A 22,566-nucleotide genomic window follows, 5' to 3' on the forward strand; every position below is an offset into this window, starting at 1 on the left:
ACTGTTGAAGCAAGGATTAACTGATATGAAGATCATCGACAACAGCAAAATTCAAGAGAACGACATCGATCTCGGCCTGCTGCTCGAGATGCTTGGCGGCGCTAAGGATTCTCCGCTGATTTTTTATTACGACGGCAAGCCGGTAAAGCCCGGCTATCATGTCACCGAGGTCAAGGCGGGCCAATTCTCAGGCCTCGACTGCGGCGCCAATCCCGAGGCATGGGCGGAGATCTTCATCCAGCTCTGGGACATCGAGGAAGGCGACCGCGCACATATGCCGGCCGGCAAGTTCTATTCCATCATCCGCAAGGTGACGGAGCATGTGCAGCTCGACGGTTCGGCCAAGCTCACCTTCGAGGTCAGTGACGGCGTGCGGCCGATGCAGCTCTATTGCGCGGCGAGGCCGATTCTCGGCGCCGGCGCCGTGTATGTCGAGCTATCGCCGCGGCCGGCAAGCTGCAAGCCGCGCGATCGCTGGCTGGCGGAGGAAAGCAGCAGGGCAGCCGCCTGCTGCGGTCCGGCCGCGGCAAAGAGCGGCTGCTGCGCGTAAAACTCATGAGATCGCGGCAGAGCAGCGGTAGCAGTGAAATTGAAAAAATATTGACTGACCACCAGTCAGTCATATAAATCGAGACTGTCGGCTACTACCGGCGGCATCCATTTCACGCCCGGAGATCGCAATGAGCGCGCAGACCCTGTTGAACTCTCTGTTCCAATACAAAGCCAGCGTCGACGATGAGCTTCTCGATGCTTTGAACGCGCTCGAGGCTGACGCGCCATCCGACGCGTTTCGGTCGGCGCTTCGCGTGCTCAACCACGCTCATCTCGTCGATCGCATCTTCGTCGCCAATCTTCAGGGGCGGCGTCATATCTACGCGGCGAGCTGGAGCAGCGAAACGCCGCCTTTGGCGCAGCTGTCGGCCGATATCCGGGATACCGACCGTTGGTATATCGATTACACCTCGCGGATCGGCCTTCAGGAAATGGAGGAGGTCGTCGACTTCACCTTCACCGATGGCGGACGCGGGCGCATGTCCCGCGAAGAGATGCTCGCCCATGTGGTGACGCATGGCGGTTATCATCGCGGTGAAGTCGGTCGCCTGCTGCCTGATATCGAGACCACCGCAATGCGCGACGTGTTTACCGGCTACCTGCACAGGACCGATCCCGCGCGCCGTCAATGAGAGTGGAGCAGTCCCGTCGATGCCGGCCGATCCTGTTTCAAAACCGAGAACCAAGCCCGCCGAAGAGCGGCGCGACGAGTTGATGATCGCGGCCGAGCGGCTTTTTCTGGAAAAGGGCCTGGAGCAGACGACGATCGAGGAGATCACGACGGGGGCCGGGGTCGCCAAGGGCACGTTCTACCTGCACTTCTCCTCGAAGGCCGATGTTCTCCAGGCGCTGCGCGCCCGTTTCGTGCAAAGCGTGCTGGATGGCATCGTCGCGGCGATCGAAGGACGAGGGCAGGAGGATTGGCACGGCAAGCTGGCGGCCTGGTCGACGGCATGCGCCACCGGTTATCTCGACGCGGCCGGGCTGCATCATCTCGCCTTCGTGGCGGCACCCCCCGCAACGAAGGAAGGACTTTCGCGCAACATCCTGATCGACCATCTGAACGAACTGCTTGCCGCTGGCGCTGGCGAGAATGCCTGGTCGGTCGACGATCCCGGCTTCACGGCGGTGTTCCTGTTCAATGCCCTGCACGGTGTGGTCAATCAGCCCGGCATCGGCGAGACGCCGGCTGCCCGCGCCCAATTGCTGCGCGCGATCGAGGCGCATTTCCTGCGCTCGCTGGGCTTGCCGTCAGGTATGGATTAAGCGCTGGGCATCCAGGGATGACCCCGGAGGGCACTTGCCAGATCAGGCGTCCACCCGGTCAGGTCGTGTTGAATAGCCTGGGCTCCATTGCTGAGATCTGCACGAGGCAACGAAGACGCTTTGGAAAGCAAGGCGGAAATCCTGTCGCAAGTCCGTCCAGCCACTCTAAAGGCTATATTATGAGGGGAACAAGCTGCGGCGTGGCGATCCTCGTAATGTGACGTTGTCGGCAAAGCCCGTTCGATGCCGAGAATGCGATGCTTCATGCCTGATTTCTTAAGCATATCTGCAGGAAATCGAGGGCGATCCCATCGGGCCGCTTCTTCGCTTCATATCCCGGCGCGCTGATTAATAATTATTCAAATCAATTGATGTATCGATTTGATCCGGGGACAGATTTTACATCAAAGGTTTGCTATGGCGTTTCTAGGTATTTCGGGGATGCAATATTCCGGGGAAATGTTTGCTGGCGCGCGCATTATTGTCGCGGAAGATTCCAACGTATTCACCTCGATGATCAGCAAACGCCTCAAGGAGCTGTTCGACATTGATGTCGAGATTTGCCGCAGCTTCGAGGATCTGCAGTTTTCCTACGACAAGTCTTCCGATCCGATCACGCTGGCGATCTCGAACATCAACCTGCCCGGCGCCGAAAACGGCGAAGCGCTCGAGTATCTGGTCGATCTTTCCATCCCGACCATCGTCTTTACCGGCACCTTCCACGAAGGCATGCGCGACAAGCTGATGGCCAAGGACATCGTCGATTATATCCTCAAGGACAATATCTTCGCCGTCGACCTTCTGGCGGAATCGATCTGCCGGTTCCTGACCAATCATCGCCACCATGTGCTGATCGTCGACGATAGTGCGACGGCGCGCGCCCTGCTGTCGAGCCGGCTGAAGCGTTACAATTTCCGTGTGAGCGTCGCCGAGAACGGCGGCAAGGCGCTGGAGATCCTGAAGGCCAATCGCGATATCGGCCTGATGATTACCGATTACAACATGCCCGACATCGACGGCTTCGAGCTGACGCGGCGCATCCGCTCCAATATCGGCTCGCATGAGTTGCGCATCATCGGCGTTTCCTCTTCGTCGAACCGGCTGCTTTCGGCACGATTCCTGAAGGCCGGCGGCAATGATTTCATGCTGCGTCCCTTCATCGACGAGGAGTTCTACTGCCGCGTCAACCAGAACCTCGATACGCTGCTGCAAATTCAATCGATGCGCAAGGAGCGGGCGGTTGCCTGACGGCTCTTCCGGCATCGGTATCGGCAGGGGGCCGGAGGCGACTGTCGGGGACAGTCGTCGAATTTTTGCAATTAGAGGTAATGTCGCTTTCATTTGTCCCCTTCACGCGCATAAGCCTCTCGGCTATCGTCCGCCCCGGGGAGAGGGCCGAGTCGAGCCCGTCGGACGTATGGGGGAATAGCGGCTGTGGCGTTTCAAGCGGATTTTCAGCGAGATGGCATTGGGCTCCGCTCCGGCGGGCTAAAAATACTTCTGGTTGAAGATTCCCGGATGTTTTCTGCCGTGCTCTGTCACCGGTTCCAGACCGAGCTCGGCCTTGCCGTCAAATCCTGCCCGTCACTGAAGGCTCTTCGCAAAGAACTTGCCGAGGACGGTCACGGCTACACCATGGCCGTCGTCGATCTCAACCTGCCGGATTCGCCCTATGGCGAAGCACTCGACTGCACGATCGAGCACGATATCCCGGCGATCGTCTTTACCGCGACATTCGATCTCAACACGCGCAACAAGATCATGGAGCGCAATGTCATCGATTACGTGCTGAAGGACAATGAATTCGCGCTCGACAATCTGGTCGCCACCGTCCGGCGGGCGATCTCCAACCGCAAGACGCGGGTGCTCGTCGTCGACGATGTCGCCTCGGCGCGCCAGGTGCTCGTCGACCTGCTGAAGGCGCAGCAATATCTCGTCGTCGAGGCAAGTTCGGGGCTCGAGGCGCTGGCAGCGCTCGAGGCCTACAGCGATATCGAACTCGTCGTCACCGACCACCACATGCCCGATATGAGCGGCTACGAGCTGACGCGACGCATCCGCCATCGCTTCGGTTCGGACAGGCTGCGTGTCATCGGCGTTTCCGCCTCCAACGACCGCATGCTTTCGGCGAGTTTCCTCAAGGCCGGCGCCAGCGATTTCGTCTACCGGCCCTTTGTCGCCGAGGAACTGCAATGCCGCATCGCCAACAATGCCGAGACGCTGGCGCAGATGCGGCAGCTGCGGGCGGCGGCGGCCTGCGACTATCTCACAGGCCTCTATAACCGCCGCTATTTCTACGACAACGGCCCGAAGCTGGTGAACGAGTGCCTGCGGCTGAAGGTGCCGAGTTCCGTGGCCATTCTCGATATCGACCATTTCAAGCGGCTGAACGATACCTATGGCCACGAGATCGGCGACAAGGTGCTGAAGGCTGTCGCAAACAGGCTGTTTACGATCTTCGAAGGCAGCGAAAATCTTCTCTCGCGCCTCGGGGGCGAGGAATTCGCCATCCTCTTTCCGCAGATGGATTCCGCTGCTGCGACCAAGCTCTGCGATGAGATCCGCTCGGACATTTCGCGGCTGAAGGTTACGGCCGACGACGAGGAACTCGGTGTTACGATTTCGATCGGCATTGCCGAAATCGGCGGTTACGAGACTTTCGAGAATTACCTCAACGCCGCCGACCAGTTCCTCTACATGGCCAAACACCGCGGCCGAAACCAGGTCTATTCCGACGCCAGAATGACGGAAGAGGCGGCGCAATAACGCCATCCCAGCGCGGGGGTGAAGCCGCCGCCTTTCACATCAGACGGCGACAGGCCTTTCCCAACGTCTCAAGCGGCGACGGCCTTCTTATAGCCTCAGGCGGCAACTGCCTGCCGTGCGGTCGCCATGGTCATCTTGCGCTCGGCGCGCTCCTGCTGCGGCGAGCGATGGTAGAGTTCGCGATAACACTTGGAGAAATGCGAGGCCGAGACGAAGCCGCAGGCGACGGCGACCTCTACGACCGGCATCGAGGACTGCACCAGCAGGTGGCGGGCGCGGTCGAGGCGGATTTCCAGATAGTAGCGGGCCGGCGAGCGGCCCATCTCCTGGCGGAACAGCCGCTCGATCTGACGGCGGGAGAGGCCGGCGCCGTCGGCGATCTCGATCAGCGACAGCGGCTCGGCGAGATTGCCTTCCATCAGCTCGATGATCGACAGCACCTTGGCGTTCTGCACGCCGAGACGGGCACGCAGCGGCAGGCGCTGGCGATCGTGCGGGTTGCGCACGCGGTCGGTCAGGTGCTGCTCGCAGATGCGGTTGACAAGGCTTTCGCCAAAATCCTCGCCGACAAGGTTCAGCATCATGTCGAGCGAGGCGGTGCCGCCGGCGCAGGTATAGAGATTGCCGTCGATCTCGTAGAGATCGGCATAGACCTCCGCCTGCGGGAAGGCTTCCGAAAAGCCCGGCAGGTTTTCCCAGTGGATGGCACAGCGCTTGCCGTTCAGGAGACCGGCCTGGGCAAGCACATGCGCGCCCGTACAGAGGCTGCCGACGGCAACGCCGCGATTGTAGCATTCACGCAGCCAGGCATTGACCGACTTGTTGTTGAACTGCTCGACATCGATGCCGGAACAGACGAGCACCATGCCCGGCCGGTTTTCGCCGCCGAGATGGCGACGTTCCTCGGCAAGCGAGGAATTGGCCTCGACGCCGATGCCGCAGGAAGAATAGACCTTTTCCCCGTCGACAGAGGTCAGCCGCCAGGTATAGGCCTGATAGCCGAGCATGCGATTGGCGATGCGCAACGTGTCCACGGCCGCCGAAAAGGGCAGCATGGTGAATTGCGGTACCATAAAGAAGACCAGTGAACGCTTCTTGATCTGCATCCTATTCATAGCGAAATCCATGCTCGAGGGGCGATGACACATTCGTTGCGCGGAATGCGTCGCGCCGATGTCCTGAAAGCGACACTGGCATGGAAAAATGCGGCCGGGAAGAGCAAATATGCGACATAGCCCACGTTTGGGCCGGTCAAACTATCGGGATGGCCGGGGACAGCGCAGATGACAGATTCACGGGAGACTGAAACTCAAGACTGAAAAGGGCTTGGGAATGGACAGTCAGGCCGCGAAAAAGGCGGCGTTGCGCAAAGCAGACGCCGCCCCTATCTTGGGAAGAATGTCGCATTCATTACAGCCAGCTGATGTCATTGCGCTGTCGTTGAAATTTAGCCAAAAGGCATGCGGGAAGCATAACTGGCGCTGCATTACCCACGCCAAGATGGTGCTGTGTTTCCCGAAGAGTATTTTAGTCGCAGGTTCCACAACGACTCGTCGCATTTAATCCAAAAGGCAGCATTAAATGAAGGACCTCGCTTTTCAGGGCACGTGGCGAGCATATCAGCAGAAGATACTTGATGATCTTGCAAATCTCTTAGGCGATGACGGATTGCATATTGTCGCGGCACCCGGCTCCGGTAAAACGGTTTTAGGTCTTGAAGTGATGTGCAGGCTCGGTGAGGCGACTTTGATTCTGGCTCCGAGCAAGACCATCCGGGACCAATGGGCGCATCGGCTGCGCACGATGTTCCTGCCCGCCGACCTTGCCGAACCGGAATGGATTTCCCACGATGTGAGAGCGCCCGGAACCGTCACGATCATCACCTATCAAGCTCTGCATGCGGCGTTCTCGGGCCATCCGTCCGAAGAAGAAATTCCCGACGGTGAAGAGGAGGGCAGCGACGGGGCGCAAGTCGGTGAACCAGGCAAGCAGGAAACGGAGAAGGCGAGTAAGAAAATCATCGCGAAGCTGCGCGAGGAGAAGGTTCGCACCCTTGTGCTCGATGAAGCGCACCATCTTAGAAACGAGTGGTGGAAGGCCCTGACGATGCTCAAGGAAGCACTAGGTCAGCCCACAGTCGTCGCGCTGACAGCGACGCCTCCTTATGATGTAGATCCTCAGGAATGGGACCGCTATCAGGCGCTTTGCGGGCCGATCGACGGTGAAATTTCCGTGCCGGAACTTGTGTTGCAAGGCGATCTTTGCCCGCATCAGGATTATGTCCACTTCAGCCTGCCGAGTGCGCTGGAAGCACAGAAGCTGGCCGAGTTTCGTGCGCAGATCGGAGACTTCATCGAAACGCTGCTTGAGAGTGCAGAATTCAAGGAGGCAATTCTGCGCCATCCATGGATTACGCAGCCGATCGAGAATGTGGAGCATATACTGGACGATGCACGCTTTTTCTCCAGCATGCTGATCTTCCTGAAATCACAATATGTCGACCTGCCGCAGTCGACTCTCGACATTCTCGGGGTCAATGCGCGTGAAGTACCGGATTTGACGCTTGAATGGATAGAGGTATTGCTGAACGGCGCTATCTACACCTATCGCAGTGATTTCGAAGAAGCTGAACTGGCAATCCGCTGCCAGCAAGACAGGCTGAGGGAAATTAGGGCAGTGGAGCACGCCAGAGTGCGACTGACTGATCCACGATCGGTTCAGAAGCGGCTGGTATCAAGCGTGAGCAAGCTCAACGCGATCGTCGATATTGCCCGGCTCGAAAGCGCGTCGATGCGTGACGAACTCCGTATGGTTATCCTTTCCGACTATATAAGGAAGGATGCGCTGCCCACTGCCCCCACGGACCTTCAGCCCATCGAGAGAATGGGCGTCGTGCCAATCTTCGAGACGCTGCGGCGGTCAGAACTTGATCTCAAGGTAGGAATTCTGACGGGGAGCCTGGTTGTCATTCCGGCGGAATCAAAAGGGATTCTTGACGAGATCGCAGACCGTCTAGGCATCGGTGCCGAACACATCCGTTATCAGCAGGCGGTATTCGATGCTGGCTTTCTGAGCGTTGAACTCTGCGGCGAGCCGAGCCGCAATATCGTCCATATAATCACCGAACTGTTCAGTCGCGGCGGGATCACGGCCCTGGTGGGCACCCAGGCTTTGCTGGGTGAAGGATGGGACGCACCGTCCGTAAACACTTTGATCCTGGCAAGTACGGTGGGATCATACGTACTCTCCAATCAGATGCGCGGTCGTGCCATTCGCATTGATCCTCGAAGCCCTCAGAAGGCTGCGAACGTCTGGCATCTGGCGGTCATCGACCCTGAAAAGCTCGAACAGAGAATACCGCTGCGCTTCGGGAGGAAATCGACCGATAGAAAAGCGCCCGATCCATATGACACGATGACAATAGACTTGGGCAGCGACGTCGATGCGCTGAAACGCCGATTTTACGCGTTTGAGGCTTTGTCCTTTGGCGAGCCTCCGGTGATCCAAAGCGGTTTTCAACGATTGATGCTGGGTACTGCCAAATGGAATGCGCGCGGTGTTGATGACATCAACAAAATGATGGAACGGAGGGCTGCAGACCGCAAATCACTGAGATCCCGCTGGCATAGTGCGCTGCACAGCAAACGCGCCATTGCGAGGATGCAAGAAACATTGGAGAGCAACTATGCCCCCAAGGGGCTAGTTAACTGGAATACGACAAAGTTTCTGTTTGCGCACAGCGCCGCACTCGCCGGCATGATCTTGAACGGATTCTTGCACAGCTTTCGCGTCACGCACATCCGATCGCTCCAACAACTGGAGTTGGTCCTGTTCGTTATGTTCGCATTACTGGCCATCTTCTGCTTGCCGGGCGCACTCAAAGCCAGTCTGTTGTTGCTGCGGAACGGCTCCCTGGAAGGGAGCATGAAGCAAGTGGGAATAACCGTTCTGGAGACGCTGCATCATATGGGCGTCATAACGACAGAGTTGGGAAATGTGAGTGTCGAGGCGACGCTCGACCAAAACGGCATAATTTACTGCCGGCTTGAGGGCGCCACGACAATTGAGCGGTCCCGCTTTCTCGACGCTCTACGGGAAGTGCTCGTTCCCCCACAGAATCCCCGCTACATTCTCGTCAGGTCGTCAAAATTCTGGCGGCTGAACCGGGTGGATTATCATGCAGTCCCGTCGATCATCGGTCGGAAAAGGGAGGATGCCATATATTTCGCCCAGCACTGGAATCGTTACGTCGGTTATTCGGAACTTGTTTACACGCGCAGTGTCCAGGGTCGCCTGAAACTGCTCCAATTCCGCGCGAAGTCATTCGCTTCCGCGTTTACAAGGAAAACCGATAGAATTAGCCGGTGGGAGTAATTGGGAAAGTATGATGCGGGCTCCGAGCTGCCTCAGCGCGTTTGCGCCTGATATGCAGTTGCGGGGCCATCCAATGCCGGCAAGGCGAACGACAATCGACAAGCAGATTCGGGAATTCGGAAGACGAAAAAGGCGACGTTGCGCGAAGCAGACGCCGCCCCTATCTTGGGAAGAATGTCGCATTCATTACATGGTCCGGTGTTTGCTGTCGTCCGTGCTCGGCCAGCCGATGTCCTTGCGGATGTCGAAAGGCATAGCTTCGATTTCGCGGGCCGTCTGCCAGCGTGTCCAGGCGAGCACGAGCTTGCGGGCATAATGTGCCAGATCGAAGCGGCTGTCGCTGGAGGTGAGGGTCTTGCCACCACCCCGATAGGTGAGCGTGGTCATTTTCCGGTTCCTTTCTTAGGTCAAGGACATGGGGATCGATGGGAGGTTCGTCCATGTCCGTAATGCCAATATGGCCCCAGACAACTCATCATTCAAACGAATAGGGCTTATGGATAACATCAGAGATATTGAATGATCGGAGCGTGCCCGGCGGCCCTAGGCTGGCCTCGACATCTTATCCAGTCCATTCAAATTGGGTACAAACACGGGAAAATTTAAGTACAAACATCCATTGTCTTTGATCAACTAACTGTAATGAATCAAGAAATGGTATTGTTACCTCGTGGTTCTGGACGCCCTATCTGGTGTGCATTTTGGCAGTGCGAAGCTGTATGACCCCATTTCCACGGTTGAAGATGCCATGGATTCACGGACTGAATCGAAGTTTCCGCTAGTACAAACCACGCCATTTTCTAGACGCCAGCTGCCGACCCCGGGCTCCGGATAAACAGGGGTATGTTCTTCGTATTGGGGGAGGTTAAGCTATCGATCAGCAACATCAGACGGCTTTTTGTAGAGCAGTCTGGGGCAGCAAAAGCCTGTTTGTGAGAGATCATTCTCGGCTCGGCCGCTTGCTGACCACGGCTGGTGGAGGGTCTCTGAAGCAATGCAGGCGCGGCCGTGAGATACCGTATGAGTGAGTTCGAGCACATTCTTGGACCCGCACGACGTCGGAACAAAGGTTTTCACGAAACTCTCTTCAGGTGTGGCCGCATTTCTCGACAAGAAGCGAGCAGTTTATGGGTGTTCTAGGCAAGGAAATGTGATGCGGCTGGACCTTGTGGCGGTCCTTATCGACTGACCCCGTTTAAGGAGATGTTCTCGAAAAGGGAGCTTCTAAGTGGGATGATTCCTTTCTGAACCTGCCTTCCAAAGGGCATTTAAAAGGAAATGAAAGTTCATAAGAGGACAGCCATAGAGTTTAATGGTATGTCAACATTATGATTGCGTCCCTCGCTTCACGAAGCGGCATCATGTGACGAACAACTTATGCAAAACAATGCCTTGAGGAACCCGGATCGTCAGGCCTCAACGTCTATGCGTGGTTCGCGTTGCAGCCAGTAGCCATCACCTGTCGACAGAAATTCGTCTTTAGCACCTGAGAGAATTTTGGTGATCGTTTGAAGAGGGTCCTTCGAATTAAATTTCAGGCCAACATCCGTTAACTCTTTAAATAGCTCGTTGCGCGTCATTGGGCGTCCCACACGCTTCAGGATCAAATAACTCTCACGTCGTGCAGCCCAAGCAACGCTGCCACGCCTTTCGCGTTGGCGTTGACAAAAATCTGCAGGAACAGTCACTTTCGGTTCCGGAGCGGCAATTTCTCGCTCGATAGCCTCTTCCATGGCTTCTGCGGCCTGTCGGAGGTGAGCTGCTCGCACTTCTCGCTCCTTCAACGCCCGTCGCAAGCGGTCCATTTCTGCGGCATTAATCCGTATCGCTTCTCGTAGCGCCTCTCTGGTGGACGTATCCAATTCTATCTCTCGAATTCGCTCAGAGCGCGGAGCGCTGTCGTCTGCGTTGATGAACCTGGCCGTCTGCATCATATGGGTTATCCAAATTCTTAACCGGCTTGCCGTGACTCGTATCGGTATGTCTGCTACTGATTAACGGGATCGATTCGTACCTGTTAAATCAGCCTTTGGGCGATTTTAAACGAAAGTCCGCTTGATGTCATTTCGGAGGAACGGCAATGGGGCTTAAAAGAGGCATTTCCTCGGTTTGCGTTCAGCTTGGTCCTGATGTTCGAATGTTCAGAGCTGCGGATGGAGGTCCGACCAGGTTCCCGGTTACTGGATTAAAGAGCAATACCACGCACCTGCATCCGGCACCTAAGGCGGGAAATATGATCCTGCCAGCCGAGTCGAATTCAGAGCTGGCGACCATGTTCTTACTGGACATCTCGATTTCGGTGCTGACTTACATGGCTCAGCCCCATCTCTTAGAGTTCAGGGTGAACGGTAAAAAGCGTGAATACACGCCGGATATCGAGGCGGTGGTTCCATTGTGGTTCGTCGAACAGCTTCTTGACGGCGTACCCTTCGTTAAGACTGCTTTGAAAATGGCTGCTAGACGGGCAGTTGACGATCCGTTGATCACCGTCGTGCTCGAATGCAAAAACGGCCGAGGCAATGAGTCGCAAGAATATATTGAGAAATTAGAAGAGGCGAGTGATCTATATTATCGGTATGGATACTATTATTTCATATTAGACGATTGCTTGAGTGCGGACATAAACTGCGATCATCTGCCTAGTATCTTGATGGATGAATCGGCTATTGTTGACCACAGCGCTATCCGTCTCGCCCTGCAGCATCTCGAACAAAACGGCGGCTTTACCACATACGCGGCCATGATGGAGGCGGTCGGGGGCGGGCCCTTAGGTCGAGAAATTACCAACTACCTCCATATCAAAGGTCTCATCTGGGCCGATTTTTCAAGCGACCCGCTGATGCGTGAGCATCTGACGACAGTCGCAATGCCTCCTCTGCTAGGACCTCAACGTCAGGCAATGGCGCGGTTCGCGCAACAGGAGTGAGAGATGGCTGCGCAGCTTGATATCCACCCATGTGAATTTTCGCCCGTGGAGACGGGCGACGGACTTTACACAGGAAAACGCGCGGCGTTTTCTTCCATGGAACGCGTGGATCGGACGATACAGCGAAACATCGTCGACCGGGTTGAGGCTTAGAGCCCTGATGTTAGCTCTTAGCCAGCTCGATATTGACCCGGGGGAGAGTTATTCCTTCACAGTTGCGCGGGATAAGTTCGTGGCAACTTTCGTAAAATCGAAGTCGGACGGCAACATCGTTTTCAAAAGGCGGGACACGGCCTCGCGATACGAAAGTGGATGGAAGCGTACGAATTTTTCCGCCGTCCGCTGATTGACGACATGCAGCAAATTGATGAGGCGTTCAATAAAACCGTGCCATGAAGCCTTTGCAGGCACTCAAGCTTAGCCGACCGCTGGAGCACGGAGGTATTTTGGAAACGGGACTGATCCCAAATGATCCTGATAACGCCGCCAACCGCTACGGTCGAATTCGAAGATACGATACGTCCCATCCTGCATTAGCCCAATCCCCATATATTCAAACGGATCAGGTCCGCGTGGATGAGGAATTCGATGCTGATGATGACGAAGGCCGTTTATGTGGACGCCAACGAGCCCTTTGCCATCGATGATTGCTCGCGCAATCTCATAGCGAACCCATCTTCTTGCATATGTCTCGGTTCCGATCAGAGCGCATATAACGGAAGCGCCCTTAACTCCGGTTCTGATCATTTCCTTTAGGCTATCGGGATTTGTCAGTTGCCGCCTTTCCCAAAGACTGCGGTCATAAAACGATTGAGGAACCTCGCGAGCCTTAGCCTTGAACTGCTCAGAGTGCCGAACATTGTTGACCCGGATCACGTCGTCGTAATGAAACGAGAAGAAGACTTTTCGTCGCGTATCGGGAGCAACCGGCTTTGTTGTCTGCCGGATCGACGGTGAATCGAGCCCTGCAAGCAGTGCATTCAATCGGTACGGATCGGCAGGAGGAGAGGGAGTTGGGGCAGGATTTAACAGCGCATTGATGAGCGCGTCTTGTATGGGGTTGGATCGAACCGGAGCGGACGGCGGATCGCCAAGTAGTTGAGCGAGATAGGAGAATGGACTTGGCGGCTCTGGAGGCCTTGGCTTTGTCAGAGCGTCAAGTAATGCAAGGTAGTTCCTGGTGCTGTTGTTTGTGAACTCGTGCATCGTTTAGTTCCGTGCCTCGATGTGATTCGCCCTCTGATACCAACGCAACAACTATAAGTAACACAATCGCCGAGCCGTAGATAAGCCAAACAGTCGGACGAAACGCCAAATACATAAGATTTCCCGCGCTTTTTTTAAAGGGCCGCCATTCCATTGAAAATACGTCGACTTCCTCGTCTCGGCGCACTGCGTCATAGAGTGCTCGGTATGCCCGCTCTACTTGGAGGTAATAGGCGTTCAGGTACCAAAACAGGAATGTCGGGACTATTCCGAGTAGCGCAAGTTTGGGAGTCGTGCCGCTGCTGGTTTGCGCGATGGCAATGATCGCGGCAGTAACGGTGATGGTCAGTGTCTTCAGGGTCTGAGAATCGGTTGCCATCCTTCCGATCACGCCTTGAATCATTTCAAGGTGCGCAATTTTAGTTTCTAGTGATTTCTCCAATCCCGCCCCTCCGGCTTTTAGTTCCATTTTGGCCCGAAACGATAGCCACCTGACAAATAAATACACTGCAATTTGAAGGTGTACGCCGCTCAGGTCACATGGGCGACTGAATCCTTTGACAATGATGGGGAGACTGCGTTTCGCGTTGGCCCGTCTCAGTCCAGTCGTATAACTCCCATTGCCGGGCTCCATATGCTTCCCGGTTTACCATTTTTTCCGACCTGCTGCTTACGCTGCCTTCGCTCAAAAGAGGCGGCGATAATGGACCCGGCTGGGAACCTTCGAAACGACATCGAAGCAGCACTGCCTCGCCAGAACCTGACGGGCTGGCAGCGAACGTTCCTGACCGACATCCACGCTCGTCTCGAACGATCCGGCGGGCAGGCTCGCCTTTCCGACAATGAGTGGCAGAAGATTTTTGAGATTCTCAGGCGACCGAACAATGTGATTGCATTGCCGCCACGACCCGCCACCGCCTATCCGCCTCGCCGACAGCCAAGCAAATTGCTCTGGCCTCGTTTCAGCAGGGCAGGCAGACGGTTGAGATGGCGTCTCCGAAATCTGGCCATCGGATTTCTGGTCGTGGCGGCGGTGGCCGTCGGTCTGCAAGCGCTCGATCTCGGGCGAGTGCAATTTCAATCGTCTCCAATGACATTGAGGGCATCGCAGACGCAGGAGTTCTCGGTAACCGACGGAGACACCGTCCACGTAATTGGCGAGGCCGCCGGTACGCGGCTGGTCGGTTTCAATACGCCAGAAGTGTTCTCTCCCGAGTGCCAACTTGAACGCCAACTGGGAGAGCGTGCATCGTCGCGGCTTCGGGAACTGGTTGCCCATGGCGGTTCCCGGTTGACAAAGGTCGCGTGTGCCTGTGTGCAAGGCACCGAGGGTACGAAGAAGTGCAACCATGGGCGCTATTGCGGCACCCTGTTGGTTGACGGGAAGGACGTCGGCAGCATTCTTATCAACGAGGGCCTTGCAGTACCTTTCGTCTGCGGCAGAACGAGCTGCCCGCCGACGCCTCGGCCATGGTGCAAGCCATAGCCGTGGCGCAGTCGCCATGGCGGGCTGGTCTCTTGACGCACTTCTTCGACCGGCTCAAGTTTATCAGATGGACGAAATATACCCGCCGGATTCGCCAAACGACGATCCTGATCGCTTCCTCCGATGCCAGGACGCGCTCCATTTGGATTTCGCTGCTCTCGTCGACCGCGCCGTTGCTGCGGGGTGGCGGACGGATGAGGTCCTCACAACGATCATCGAGTTGGCTGACAATCACGCGCTCATGCTTGCTGCCAACTCCGACCTCGAAGCAGCGCTATCTATCCTGAGAAAGCGCCCTTGACTCCTTTGTCGAAAAGAACAAAATAGGAACATTCTTGCGGCAACCTGATATTCCCATTCCGGCGTGGAGGATTTGGCATGCCTACGATTTTGTACAGAAATGATCAGAATATCTCCCCCGGCGATGTCATGAAGATCGCGGTTTACGCGGAGCACGTTGGCCGACAGTGCTACGACGTTTTCGCGGAAGATGGTTCGAGGTCTCAATCGGAAGCTCTGTCCCGTCGAGCGCGAGACGTATCCGATGCGCTCGATTTTGGAGACGAACCATATCTCTCGCCGGAGACGACGAAGAAGGTCCTCGACCTTCACGATATGGTCTCTGGTATGTGCTTCGATAGGTTCGGCGAGCGCGGCCATATGGGCAAGACGATGGACCTGCTCGGAATGGCTCGCGACGTGGACGATGTGCTGGATAAGCTCGTCATCTACCACTTTTCCTCGGAGGAATTGGAAGAGGCTGAGGCTGAATGGGCGCACGAAGGTCAGTTCCTTCCGAAGGACGATATCAGCGGTGACGACACGGGCTCTCGGCGGAGTGTTTGACGTCCTGTCCGAAATGCATAGGCTGTCCGCAACGGGAAAGGGAGGTCGTTGCGATCAATGTGCAATCTCTACCGCATGGAAGACAAGGACTGGGTCAGCAAATGGGCTCAGGATGCCGAGAGCCTCATCAACCTGATGCCCGCCTATCAAATGAACCCCGACCAATGGGGGCCAATCGTTCGCAACACTGCTGATGGCCGCAAGCAGCTTGTGCATGCGCGGTGGGGATTGCCATCGCCGTTTTTCGCGATCAAGCAGGCGGCTGAAGCCCGGGGTGAGAAATTGCGGCAGAAGGGCAAGCCGGTCGATATGGAGTTGCTCATCCGCATGGAGCCCGATAAGGGCACCACAAACATCCGGAATCTCAATCTACCGCATTGGAAGAAATGGTTCGGTGTCCAGAGCCGTTGCGTCGTGCCGGTGACCAGTTTCGCCGAGCCCGACCCCGCCAGCAAGCAGGAGGGCGGCAGCACACCGAACGCCTGGTTCGCCCGTGACGAAAGCAAGCCGCTGATGTTCTTCGCGGGCGTGCACGTCCCGCAGTGGCAAAGCGTCCGGAAAGTCAAAGATGGCCTGACCACAGACGATCTCTACGCCTTCTTGACGACCGATCCCAACGACATCGTCAAGCCGATCCATCAGAAGGCGATGCCGGTCCTCTTGCTGACGCGGGAAGAGGTGGATGTATGGATGCGTGCACCCTGGGAGGAGGCGAAGGCGCTCGCCCGGCCGCTTCCAAACGACCAGATCGTGGTGACATCACGAGAGCCCTATGGTTCGACCATCGTGACGACGTCCGGGGAGCCGGTGTCCCAGCCAACGCTTCTCTAAGCGATGCTCGCTTCGAGATATGCACGGTCTAGGTGGCTGCTGCCTTTTGCAGTCATTTGGTGCATATGGCTGCGCGTTCTATTATCCAAACTATGACCCAGCGACAGAAAACAGTGTCAAAGTGGACGGCCCTGCCGGGCGCAAACAGATTCAGGGGCATGGTTGAGCGCTTTAGTGCGTGGTTGGTGATTATCGGCCTGATGCTATTTAGTCCTCTGCCTGTAATCGTACCGTTCGTGTGGCTGGCTCAGGGAGAGGTGCACGGCAAACAATCCGGCGTACTCAAGGCTGCTGAACAACCGGCGCTATTTTATCTGTTCGTCCTTTTCTTTTTCTGCAATGGCCTCATTTGGGCACATCTCTGCCTGGCGGCTGCGTTCAGGCGCTTTCGCCTGATGTCACGACGGTGATTCAAGAAGCAGGCGTTTCCCGGCATTCGAGAAGAGGGCGGAGAGGCGGCGTAGATGTTGAGCGCGACCGCAAACGTTGAGTTGGCGCGATGTTACGATCCGCCGAGCAAAACGGGATTACTCGATCAATGGCAGGAATCGTTAGTCTCGACTGAACGGAACAGCGTCTAGGAGACGTGATCAACGCGACGGGCAATGTAAAGATGGGTTTCGTAGTCTACCTCGAACTCTCCCCCTTGACCGTCTATCGCTTTCGCAGTTTCGGCGAGCAATTCTTCGCATACTGCTGGAGTGAGCATCCGAACATCTGATCGCGTGCGTAGAAAATTTATATAGCTCGATGTTGTGTGCTGCCTCATCCACGAATAGCTCCGATGCTCAACTGGACCGAACAATTTCGACTCGTCAAACCAGCCTTCGAATGGACCACTCGGCAGGTACGCCGCTTCAGGTGGTGTTCCCCAGGCACCTGTGTGACGCAGGAATATTCCTTTGAACTGTTCAAGTAAGGATGTGGGTAGTCCTACGGGGACATGTCCAAAGACTGCTAATGATCCATTTGGCGAAAGCACTTCGGCGGCTTTTGCGAACCGCACTTCCGGGGAAACCCAGTGCCACGACTGTGCCGCAATAATCAGCTGGAAGACGGCCTTGCTGACAGGCCACGCCTCGAATGTCGCCTCGACGAGTTCAACGTTGGTAAAATTCGCCAAGGTCTGACGTGCAGTGCGGACCATTTCTGGTCCAGGATCAAGGGCAAGAATCTGCAAATCCCGGGTCGCGAAACTCTTCGTTGCCTGACCCGTTCCGAAGCCGACTTCGAGAACGGTGTCGTTTGGTTTCAGCTTAGCGTACGAGACAATATCGTCGATGAGAGCTTCGGGATAGTCGGGGCGTGAGGCCTTGTATACGCTCGCGACCTGATCGAATGTAAAGCGCTGTTCCATGAATAGCCCCATCTGGCCATGGTGAGATACCATAAATTCCAATGAAGGACCGCATTTTACAATGTCTCAAAACCTTCCCCCGCGAGATCGTGAGTGCGAAAGAGGTTTCACGCAGGAGCCCTGGAGCAAATAGGGTTGGCAATTTCAATCGTCGACTCTCGTCTGGCCCGCTGGCTAATTGATAAGTCGAACCGAACGGGCTTTTCGATGGAGTTTGATCTCCGTTGCCTGAGTGATGATCGCCGCGCTGTATTTTGGCTAGGCGTTGACCGCGCGAACGAGAAATTCCGTGATATCGGCCCGGACTTTGGTCCTTCGGTCTATGTGATCCGCTTGTTCCGCGAAAAGCGCGACATTCAAGGCAAGGTTGTCGACAAGCAGGTTTCGCCAATCGATCTCGATGAAATCTGGTTTGACGACAACACAAACACGGCCGGACCAACCGCATTGTAGCCGCCCGCCCTGCGATTTGCGGCAGCTACGTTGGTCCGAGGCGGGCCGGTCACATCAGGGCGTAGAAAGTTGCTTCCTCATTGCGCTGCGGAGCAATTAAAACCAAACGCCCGCTTGAGGGTCAAACATCCAACATTTCCCGACAAGACGACTTACCTCGGGCTGCACAAAAAGGACAAGGTTTGTCATCAGGCCGGGGTCATTCTTCATATCCCATGACAGTTCGATACGCTGATTGCAGCGTTCAATTTCGCTGCTGTCTTTGTGAGGGAAAAATTCCGCAATCTCTTGGGATTCAATGAGAACATGGCTCTCGCTGCTCAATTCAACATCGAGTGTCGGAGTCCCGAATTTCAAGTGGTCGGGAGCAACCTGCCGAAGAGGTTCGCTGTACCGGGTTAGCGCCGTCTCCAGATCGTTCAAATCGTGAAGGCCATCGCGGAAAAGGATTAGCAAAGAGAGACGTTGCATTCAGGAACCTCAAATATTTGTCATTTCCAACTGCAGCGGGAGAGCAGCAAGCTGAAACGAGGAGCCGTCAGTGGAGTGCGTCACCGAAGCCTCGTCGCCCCGGCTACGAAACCGGGCGCGAAAATCTCGTAGGAGGCACTTCGAGATTTTCACGACGTTGCGAAACAAGGATGTGGATCAATGCGCCCGCAAAGACCAACAGGAGCAACCAGAGCGCGGTCGTGAGGGTGATGAAGTGCGTCCCGATGCGGACGTAGAGATAATGTTGGGGAAACATAATAACGCTCAGCGGGCTGATCAGCCTAAGTCCGCCAATCCACGCAAGTGTCACAAAAAGCGGGATGCACATGACGACACAGATGATCGCAGATAATGCCGCGCTCACCTGGGCCATCTTCCAGCTCCTTCGCGGTGGTTCACTTCCATTCTCGTCGGAGCCTTTGCAGAACGAGAGGAAGGCAACGAAGGCAAAGAAGAAGATCAGCGTTATCGGCCATTGGAACGATAGGATTCCCAACGAAAAGCCCACGGCCCAAAAATTCAGACCTGCCATCAGAACGTCGCGAGCGGCAAGCAGCCAGAAAAGCGATGCCACAACCCACCAAGAACTCAATCCAGCGCGTCTGCAGCGAGCAGATATGACGGTCAGCATTGCGATGCCGTATATGAGGACACCGAGCATCCGACCATATAACCCGAAAACGAGCCCAACCGCTCCACAGGTATCCGGAGCACAGTGGATCGCGCGTGCGAGAGCAAACAGCAGAAATGGGAAGCCAAGGATAAATGCGATCATCGCCACTGTGAGTACGCTGGCGTAGCTGGCAAACTGTCTGCGCGGCATGGGGCGCTCTCCTATTCCACGCAAACATAACGCGAGTGAATTAAGCTATTAAAAAAGCGAAATCTTCACATTTAGGAGAACGGTTGGGATAGTGTTCACCATGCTAATCGTTCAGAGGTCGAGCATACGCACGATCTTGAAACCTTCCGAACCGCGCGAACCGCAGCCGTCCCCAGCGGCAGCAACCGCTCATTGGTTGGTCATGGTAGGCTGGGTGTTCTTTCAGGTGTCATTGCCGGGAAGCTCTTGGTGATCCATGTATCGTCTGGCAAAGCAACATTGCGGCGCATGTAATATCTATTTTTTATTGAGTAATTTTTAAATACAATGTAAATTTGCATTAATAATTTATTTCGCAATTTGTTTTCATGCTGTGCGGGAGATGTGCGTGGGGCCATCGATATTGCATGTAGAAAGAATATCAAAAATGGGGCGGTTGGGGGAAACGTTGGCGGAAGAACGTTTGAAGGCGGCCGGGTTTAAAGACGTGCAGAATTTAAATCGGGCAATCAATTTTCCCTTCGCCGACTTGATCGCCGAACTATCAGGGCGACGGTACCTTATTTCCGTTAAATCTCGAAATGAGTTCCAGGCGAATGGAAAATTGAACCCGTGCTACAACGCCGTGAAATTCAACAACACCGCGGTCCGAGCTTTACAAGCCGAAGGCAAGTCCGAGAGTGAAATAACCGCGATTATCTGGGAGGCCGTTGACGGGTTGGCGCAACAACAGAATGCCTGCCCGGCGTGGATCGCGGTTCCGATGCGTCCCCAGGAGAGCAGTTATTCGGCTTATTTTGGAGAAGTTTCACTAATACGGCACCGCAGATCGATTCCGGTTCTGCCATCAGATCGGGTACGTTACACCGAACTTGCTCCGTTGGGGACATATGATGCTCGGATAACTGCTGATCTTCGGAACAGGGATTAGCCCTGGGAACCGGCCTACGAGCACATTCGCCATAAATCGCGAGAAATTGCCATGTCCCTGCGATGCATTGATGAGACCGGGGTTGATCTTCATGCCTTCGAATTGTCTCCGCAGGCATGGCAGGCGCTGATTGAGCAAAACCGCAAATGCCGTTCGCTTCGAATGCCCTGTTGTTCGGCAGAAGTCAATTTAAGGAGGTCAAAGCGGGGGACGCCGCATTTCGTGCACAAAGCGGTTGGTGATTGCACCACTGCGCCGGAGACGGAAGCTCACCTTCGACTGAAGCGTATCGCCGTCGAAGTTGCACGCCAGCACGGATGGGACGCGAAGACCGAGGTTGCAGGGACTAGTCCGTCCGGTGAAACATGGATAGCTGACGTGTTGGCGCAAAAGAACAGTGCCAAAGTCGCAATCGAAATCCAATGGTCATCCCAAACCAACGATGAAACGAAGAGAAGGCAGGAACGATACCGGCAATCCGGAATTCGTTGCCTTTGGCTGCTCAAGCACCCGGGCTTTCCAACGACTGAAGCTCTGCCCGCCGCGCAGATTGTCGAACACGATGGGACCTATTCCGCCCGTGTGGCTTATTCTCAGGAGATGCCCGTTGAGGCGTTGCTGGACGCAGTATTCGGCCGCCGGTTCCGATTTGGGATACCTTCCCAGGGCAGGGCGGTTGCTCATATCCGGGTTGGAGAGATCGAGTGCTGGAAGAGGCAATGCCGCGCGAACACGAAAATAGTCACGGGAGTTGACGTGGTGTTCGGTCCCCATACGAACAGCTTCTCGGTCCCTGAATTGGGTGAGTACCCAACGCTCTTTAATGAGGTATTCAGCCGTCTACCTCGGAACTCAAAAATGGGCCGCCTGAAAAAGCGCCACAGCAAGACCCAGGAACGACAGTACATGAGTAATGGGTGCTACCGATGCGACAGCATTGTCGGAGAATTTTTTGAAATCGAGGCCCGACATTCCGAGGAAACCGTAAATTCGTTTCCAATTCAGATAACCCCCGACTGGAAACAGGCAATCGAAGCGGAGATGGGATATCAACCTGAATGGGCTGTTTATTCAGCCAGCGAGCTTGGCATGTAGCACGACCACCCTGGCTTAGTTACCGCAACACTTCAGCGTCAGACTTCTGATGCCTTAACCAGACAGGACGCCATCGACCTTCTCCGATCCTGGATCGAACAAAGCTGGCATAGGAAACTGCATCTTTCGGCCGCTTCGTCCGATGACGAGTTCTGTTGCAATAATGACAGGCGGCAACGATATTCTCCTCGATGTCGCGGCCTCCATCACTTCGAGCCTTTAGATGCTCTGCCGTGCAGCGGAAGTGCCGGACTGCCCGAGAAGATAAGGAATAGCGTGTTTTGAAAACCTCTGGGTCGCTTTCCCACATGGGGTGCTGGCAATAGTAGCATTGCCATCCCTGGCGCTCGGCGGCCTTGCATCTGAGATTTGGTATTCGGCTGTTTGATGTCACGAGTCCACGTCCTTTGCTTCATTGCTGAAGCGGACGTGCAGCGACTATAAGAGCCGCCCCTCAGTTGGGAGGATACTCCTCGCACAAGACGACGCCTATTGGCGTCACTCCGCAGTCTTTGAACGGTACGTGCGCCCATATAGTGCGCAACGCTGTCGGGTCTTAACCCCAGGCAAGCAAATCCACTTGCCTCCGCCCGACCCCAAGGTAAATGGGTTAGCCAGATTGTCAACCACAACAGGGGAGATGTCGACGGTATGATCTCAGCCAGCCGTTTTCTTACCGATTGTCATCGGCGAACGACAGTTAGAGCAGCGATGCCCGCCTCATCGGCCGCACGCAATAGCGCTTCTCGGAATTGTTCCGGAGCAATCTGCCCGCTGATTGCATCGACGCAGGCTTTTACGGCGGCGACATATTCCTCGCCGTCATCGGATGGCCAGTCCTTGATGAGGATATGCGCCGCATCGCCGAGCGTACATACGATCTTGTGTGTTGCCGGACCGCGCAGAGCTAGCCCGACCGGCGTGAATGCCGACGATGTATTCCAGCACATGGTCCTCAACCCCTCGGGGCACGGATATTGCAATCCCCACGGCAATATACGCGCGTATTCTGAAATTGGAATTTAAGATCGTATGACCGATGGCGCTGCTTCGATGCACGGTGCCGCAAGCAAAGAAAGGGCGCTCTACGACCTCATGTCGGAGCGCCCTGGGCTGCCGTCGGCCTGTGTTGCGATGTCGGACGACGGCAGCACATTGAGAT

At 55.6% G+C, this 22,566-nt stretch carries 25 protein-coding genes; 15 read left to right on the plus strand and 10 right to left on the minus strand.

Going from position 1 to position 22,566, the window contains the following annotated elements; translation table 11 throughout:
• Positions 1-25 precede the first annotated feature (25 nt).
• From FHT75_RS04970 to FHT75_RS04990, 5 genes are all read left to right on the plus strand, one after another.
• Complete coding sequence (locus tag FHT75_RS04970; protein WP_183844927.1) at positions 26-550, plus strand: DUF6428 family protein; 525 nt, start codon at positions 26-28, stop codon at positions 548-550.
• Between the two features lie 130 nt (positions 551-680).
• A complete protein-coding gene (locus FHT75_RS04975; protein WP_183844928.1) occupies positions 681-1,184 on the plus strand; it encodes a DinB family protein in 504 nt (167 codons plus the stop codon).
• Positions 1,185-1,203: 19 nt separating this feature from the next.
• The gene (locus tag FHT75_RS04980; protein ID WP_063475083.1) at positions 1,204-1,818 is read left to right on the plus strand and encodes a TetR/AcrR family transcriptional regulator; all 615 of its coding nucleotides are present in this window, start codon (positions 1,204-1,206) and stop codon (positions 1,816-1,818) included.
• Positions 1,819-2,235: 417 nt separating this feature from the next.
• Entirely contained in the window at positions 2,236-3,066 is an 831-nt protein-coding gene (locus FHT75_RS04985) for a response regulator (protein WP_047610313.1), read from the plus strand.
• A 186-nt stretch (positions 3,067-3,252) separates the two neighbouring features.
• Positions 3,253-4,584, plus strand: a complete 1,332-nt coding sequence (locus FHT75_RS04990) for a diguanylate cyclase (RefSeq protein ID WP_047610311.1) — start codon at positions 3,253-3,255, stop codon at positions 4,582-4,584.
• Positions 4,585-4,679: 95 nt separating this feature from the next.
• Here the strand turns inward: FHT75_RS04990 and FHT75_RS36475 are convergent, their stop codons facing one another.
• Entirely contained in the window at positions 4,680-5,699 is a 1,020-nt protein-coding gene (locus FHT75_RS36475; RefSeq protein WP_018242426.1) for a GlxA family transcriptional regulator, read from the minus strand.
• 466 nt (positions 5,700-6,165) lie between these two features.
• Here FHT75_RS36475 and FHT75_RS05000 point away from each other — a divergent pair, with 466 nt between their 5' ends.
• Positions 6,166-8,958 carry a DEAD/DEAH box helicase family protein gene (locus tag FHT75_RS05000; protein WP_183844929.1) on the plus strand — a complete coding sequence of 931 codons (2,793 nt, stop codon included), beginning with the start codon at positions 6,166-6,168 and terminating at the stop codon, positions 8,956-8,958.
• Positions 8,959-9,144: 186 nt separating this feature from the next.
• On the opposite strand, the gene FHT75_RS05005 is transcribed toward FHT75_RS05000, so the two are convergent.
• On the minus strand, positions 9,145-9,345 hold the full coding sequence (locus FHT75_RS05005; protein ID WP_047610309.1) for a hypothetical protein: 201 nt from the start codon (positions 9,343-9,345) through the stop codon (positions 9,145-9,147).
• Positions 9,346-10,367: 1,022 nt separating this feature from the next.
• The gene (locus FHT75_RS05010) at positions 10,368-10,892 is read right to left on the minus strand and encodes a hypothetical protein (RefSeq protein ID WP_183844930.1); all 525 of its coding nucleotides are present in this window, start codon (positions 10,890-10,892) and stop codon (positions 10,368-10,370) included.
• A gap of 299 nt (positions 10,893-11,191) precedes the next feature.
• Here FHT75_RS05010 and FHT75_RS05015 point away from each other — a divergent pair, with 299 nt between their 5' ends.
• Together FHT75_RS05015 and FHT75_RS05020 are read left to right on the plus strand one after the other, a co-directional pair.
• The gene (locus FHT75_RS05015; protein WP_183844931.1) at positions 11,192-11,884 is read left to right on the plus strand and encodes a hypothetical protein; all 693 of its coding nucleotides are present in this window, start codon (positions 11,192-11,194) and stop codon (positions 11,882-11,884) included.
• A gap of 3 nt (positions 11,885-11,887) precedes the next feature.
• A complete protein-coding gene (locus tag FHT75_RS05020) occupies positions 11,888-12,037 on the plus strand; it encodes a hypothetical protein (protein WP_183844932.1) in 150 nt (49 codons plus the stop codon).
• Positions 12,038-12,301: 264 nt separating this feature from the next.
• Here FHT75_RS05020 and FHT75_RS05025 read toward each other — a convergent pair whose 3' ends face one another.
• Positions 12,302-13,090 carry a TIR domain-containing protein gene (locus tag FHT75_RS05025; RefSeq protein WP_183844933.1) on the minus strand — a complete coding sequence of 263 codons (789 nt, stop codon included), beginning with the start codon at positions 13,088-13,090 and terminating at the stop codon, positions 12,302-12,304.
• Positions 13,041-13,532, minus strand: a complete 492-nt coding sequence (locus FHT75_RS05030; RefSeq protein ID WP_183844934.1) for a hypothetical protein — start codon at positions 13,530-13,532, stop codon at positions 13,041-13,043. Before FHT75_RS05030 ends, FHT75_RS05025 begins: the two co-directional genes overlap by 50 nt.
• A 261-nt stretch (positions 13,533-13,793) precedes the next feature.
• On the opposite strand from FHT75_RS05030, the gene FHT75_RS05035 reads away from it, so the two are divergent.
• The 4 genes from FHT75_RS05035 to FHT75_RS05050 all read left to right on the plus strand — a co-directional run bounded on the left by FHT75_RS05035 (position 13,794) and on the right by FHT75_RS05050 (position 16,663).
• Positions 13,794-14,576: a thermonuclease family protein gene (locus FHT75_RS05035; RefSeq protein ID WP_183844935.1), complete on the plus strand. Its 783-nt coding sequence runs from the start codon at positions 13,794-13,796 to the stop codon at positions 14,574-14,576.
• 378 nt (positions 14,577-14,954) lie between these two features.
• Positions 14,955-15,422 (plus strand): hypothetical protein, encoded by a 468-nt coding sequence (locus FHT75_RS05040; protein ID WP_183844936.1) that lies wholly within the window; start codon positions 14,955-14,957, stop codon positions 15,420-15,422.
• Between the two features lie 57 nt (positions 15,423-15,479).
• Positions 15,480-16,253 (plus strand): SOS response-associated peptidase family protein, encoded by a 774-nt coding sequence (locus tag FHT75_RS05045; protein ID WP_183844937.1) that lies wholly within the window; start codon positions 15,480-15,482, stop codon positions 16,251-16,253.
• 158 nt (positions 16,254-16,411) lie between these two features.
• Positions 16,412-16,663, plus strand: a complete 252-nt coding sequence (locus tag FHT75_RS05050) for a hypothetical protein (RefSeq protein ID WP_246712923.1) — start codon at positions 16,412-16,414, stop codon at positions 16,661-16,663.
• A 167-nt stretch (positions 16,664-16,830) separates the two neighbouring features.
• Here FHT75_RS05050 and FHT75_RS05055 read toward each other — a convergent pair whose 3' ends face one another.
• Positions 16,831-17,610: a class I SAM-dependent methyltransferase gene (locus tag FHT75_RS05055; protein ID WP_183844938.1), complete on the minus strand. Its 780-nt coding sequence runs from the start codon at positions 17,608-17,610 to the stop codon at positions 16,831-16,833.
• A 135-nt stretch (positions 17,611-17,745) separates the two neighbouring features.
• Between FHT75_RS05055 and FHT75_RS05060 the strand changes: the two genes are divergently transcribed.
• The gene (locus FHT75_RS05060) at positions 17,746-18,063 is read left to right on the plus strand and encodes a hypothetical protein (protein WP_183844939.1); all 318 of its coding nucleotides are present in this window, start codon (positions 17,746-17,748) and stop codon (positions 18,061-18,063) included.
• Positions 18,064-18,159: 96 nt separating this feature from the next.
• Here FHT75_RS05060 and FHT75_RS05065 read toward each other — a convergent pair whose 3' ends face one another.
• Positions 18,160-18,534 (minus strand): hypothetical protein, encoded by a 375-nt coding sequence (locus FHT75_RS05065; RefSeq protein ID WP_183844940.1) that lies wholly within the window; start codon positions 18,532-18,534, stop codon positions 18,160-18,162.
• A gap of 103 nt (positions 18,535-18,637) precedes the next feature.
• Positions 18,638-19,378, minus strand: a complete 741-nt coding sequence (locus tag FHT75_RS05070) for a hypothetical protein (RefSeq protein WP_183844941.1) — start codon at positions 19,376-19,378, stop codon at positions 18,638-18,640.
• Positions 19,379-19,766: 388 nt separating this feature from the next.
• Between FHT75_RS05070 and FHT75_RS05075 the strand changes: the two genes are divergently transcribed.
• Positions 19,767-20,309 carry a hypothetical protein gene (locus tag FHT75_RS05075; protein WP_183844942.1) on the plus strand — a complete coding sequence of 181 codons (543 nt, stop codon included), beginning with the start codon at positions 19,767-19,769 and terminating at the stop codon, positions 20,307-20,309.
• Between the two features lie 51 nt (positions 20,310-20,360).
• Positions 20,361-21,404: a competence protein CoiA gene (locus FHT75_RS05080; protein ID WP_183844943.1), complete on the plus strand. Its 1,044-nt coding sequence runs from the start codon at positions 20,361-20,363 to the stop codon at positions 21,402-21,404.
• Between the two features lie 19 nt (positions 21,405-21,423).
• Here the strand turns inward: FHT75_RS05080 and FHT75_RS36480 are convergent, their stop codons facing one another.
• Entirely contained in the window at positions 21,424-21,714 is a 291-nt protein-coding gene (locus FHT75_RS36480) for an HNH endonuclease (protein WP_368411039.1), read from the minus strand.
• A 373-nt stretch (positions 21,715-22,087) separates the two neighbouring features.
• On the minus strand, positions 22,088-22,354 hold the full coding sequence (locus tag FHT75_RS05090) for a DUF982 domain-containing protein (protein ID WP_183844945.1): 267 nt from the start codon (positions 22,352-22,354) through the stop codon (positions 22,088-22,090).
• Between the last annotated feature and the right edge of the window lie 212 nt (positions 22,355-22,566).

The sequence above is a fragment of the Rhizobium sp. BK112 genome (assembly GCF_014193215.1).
Taxonomy (GTDB): Bacteria; Pseudomonadota; Alphaproteobacteria; order Rhizobiales; family Rhizobiaceae; genus Rhizobium; species Rhizobium anhuiense.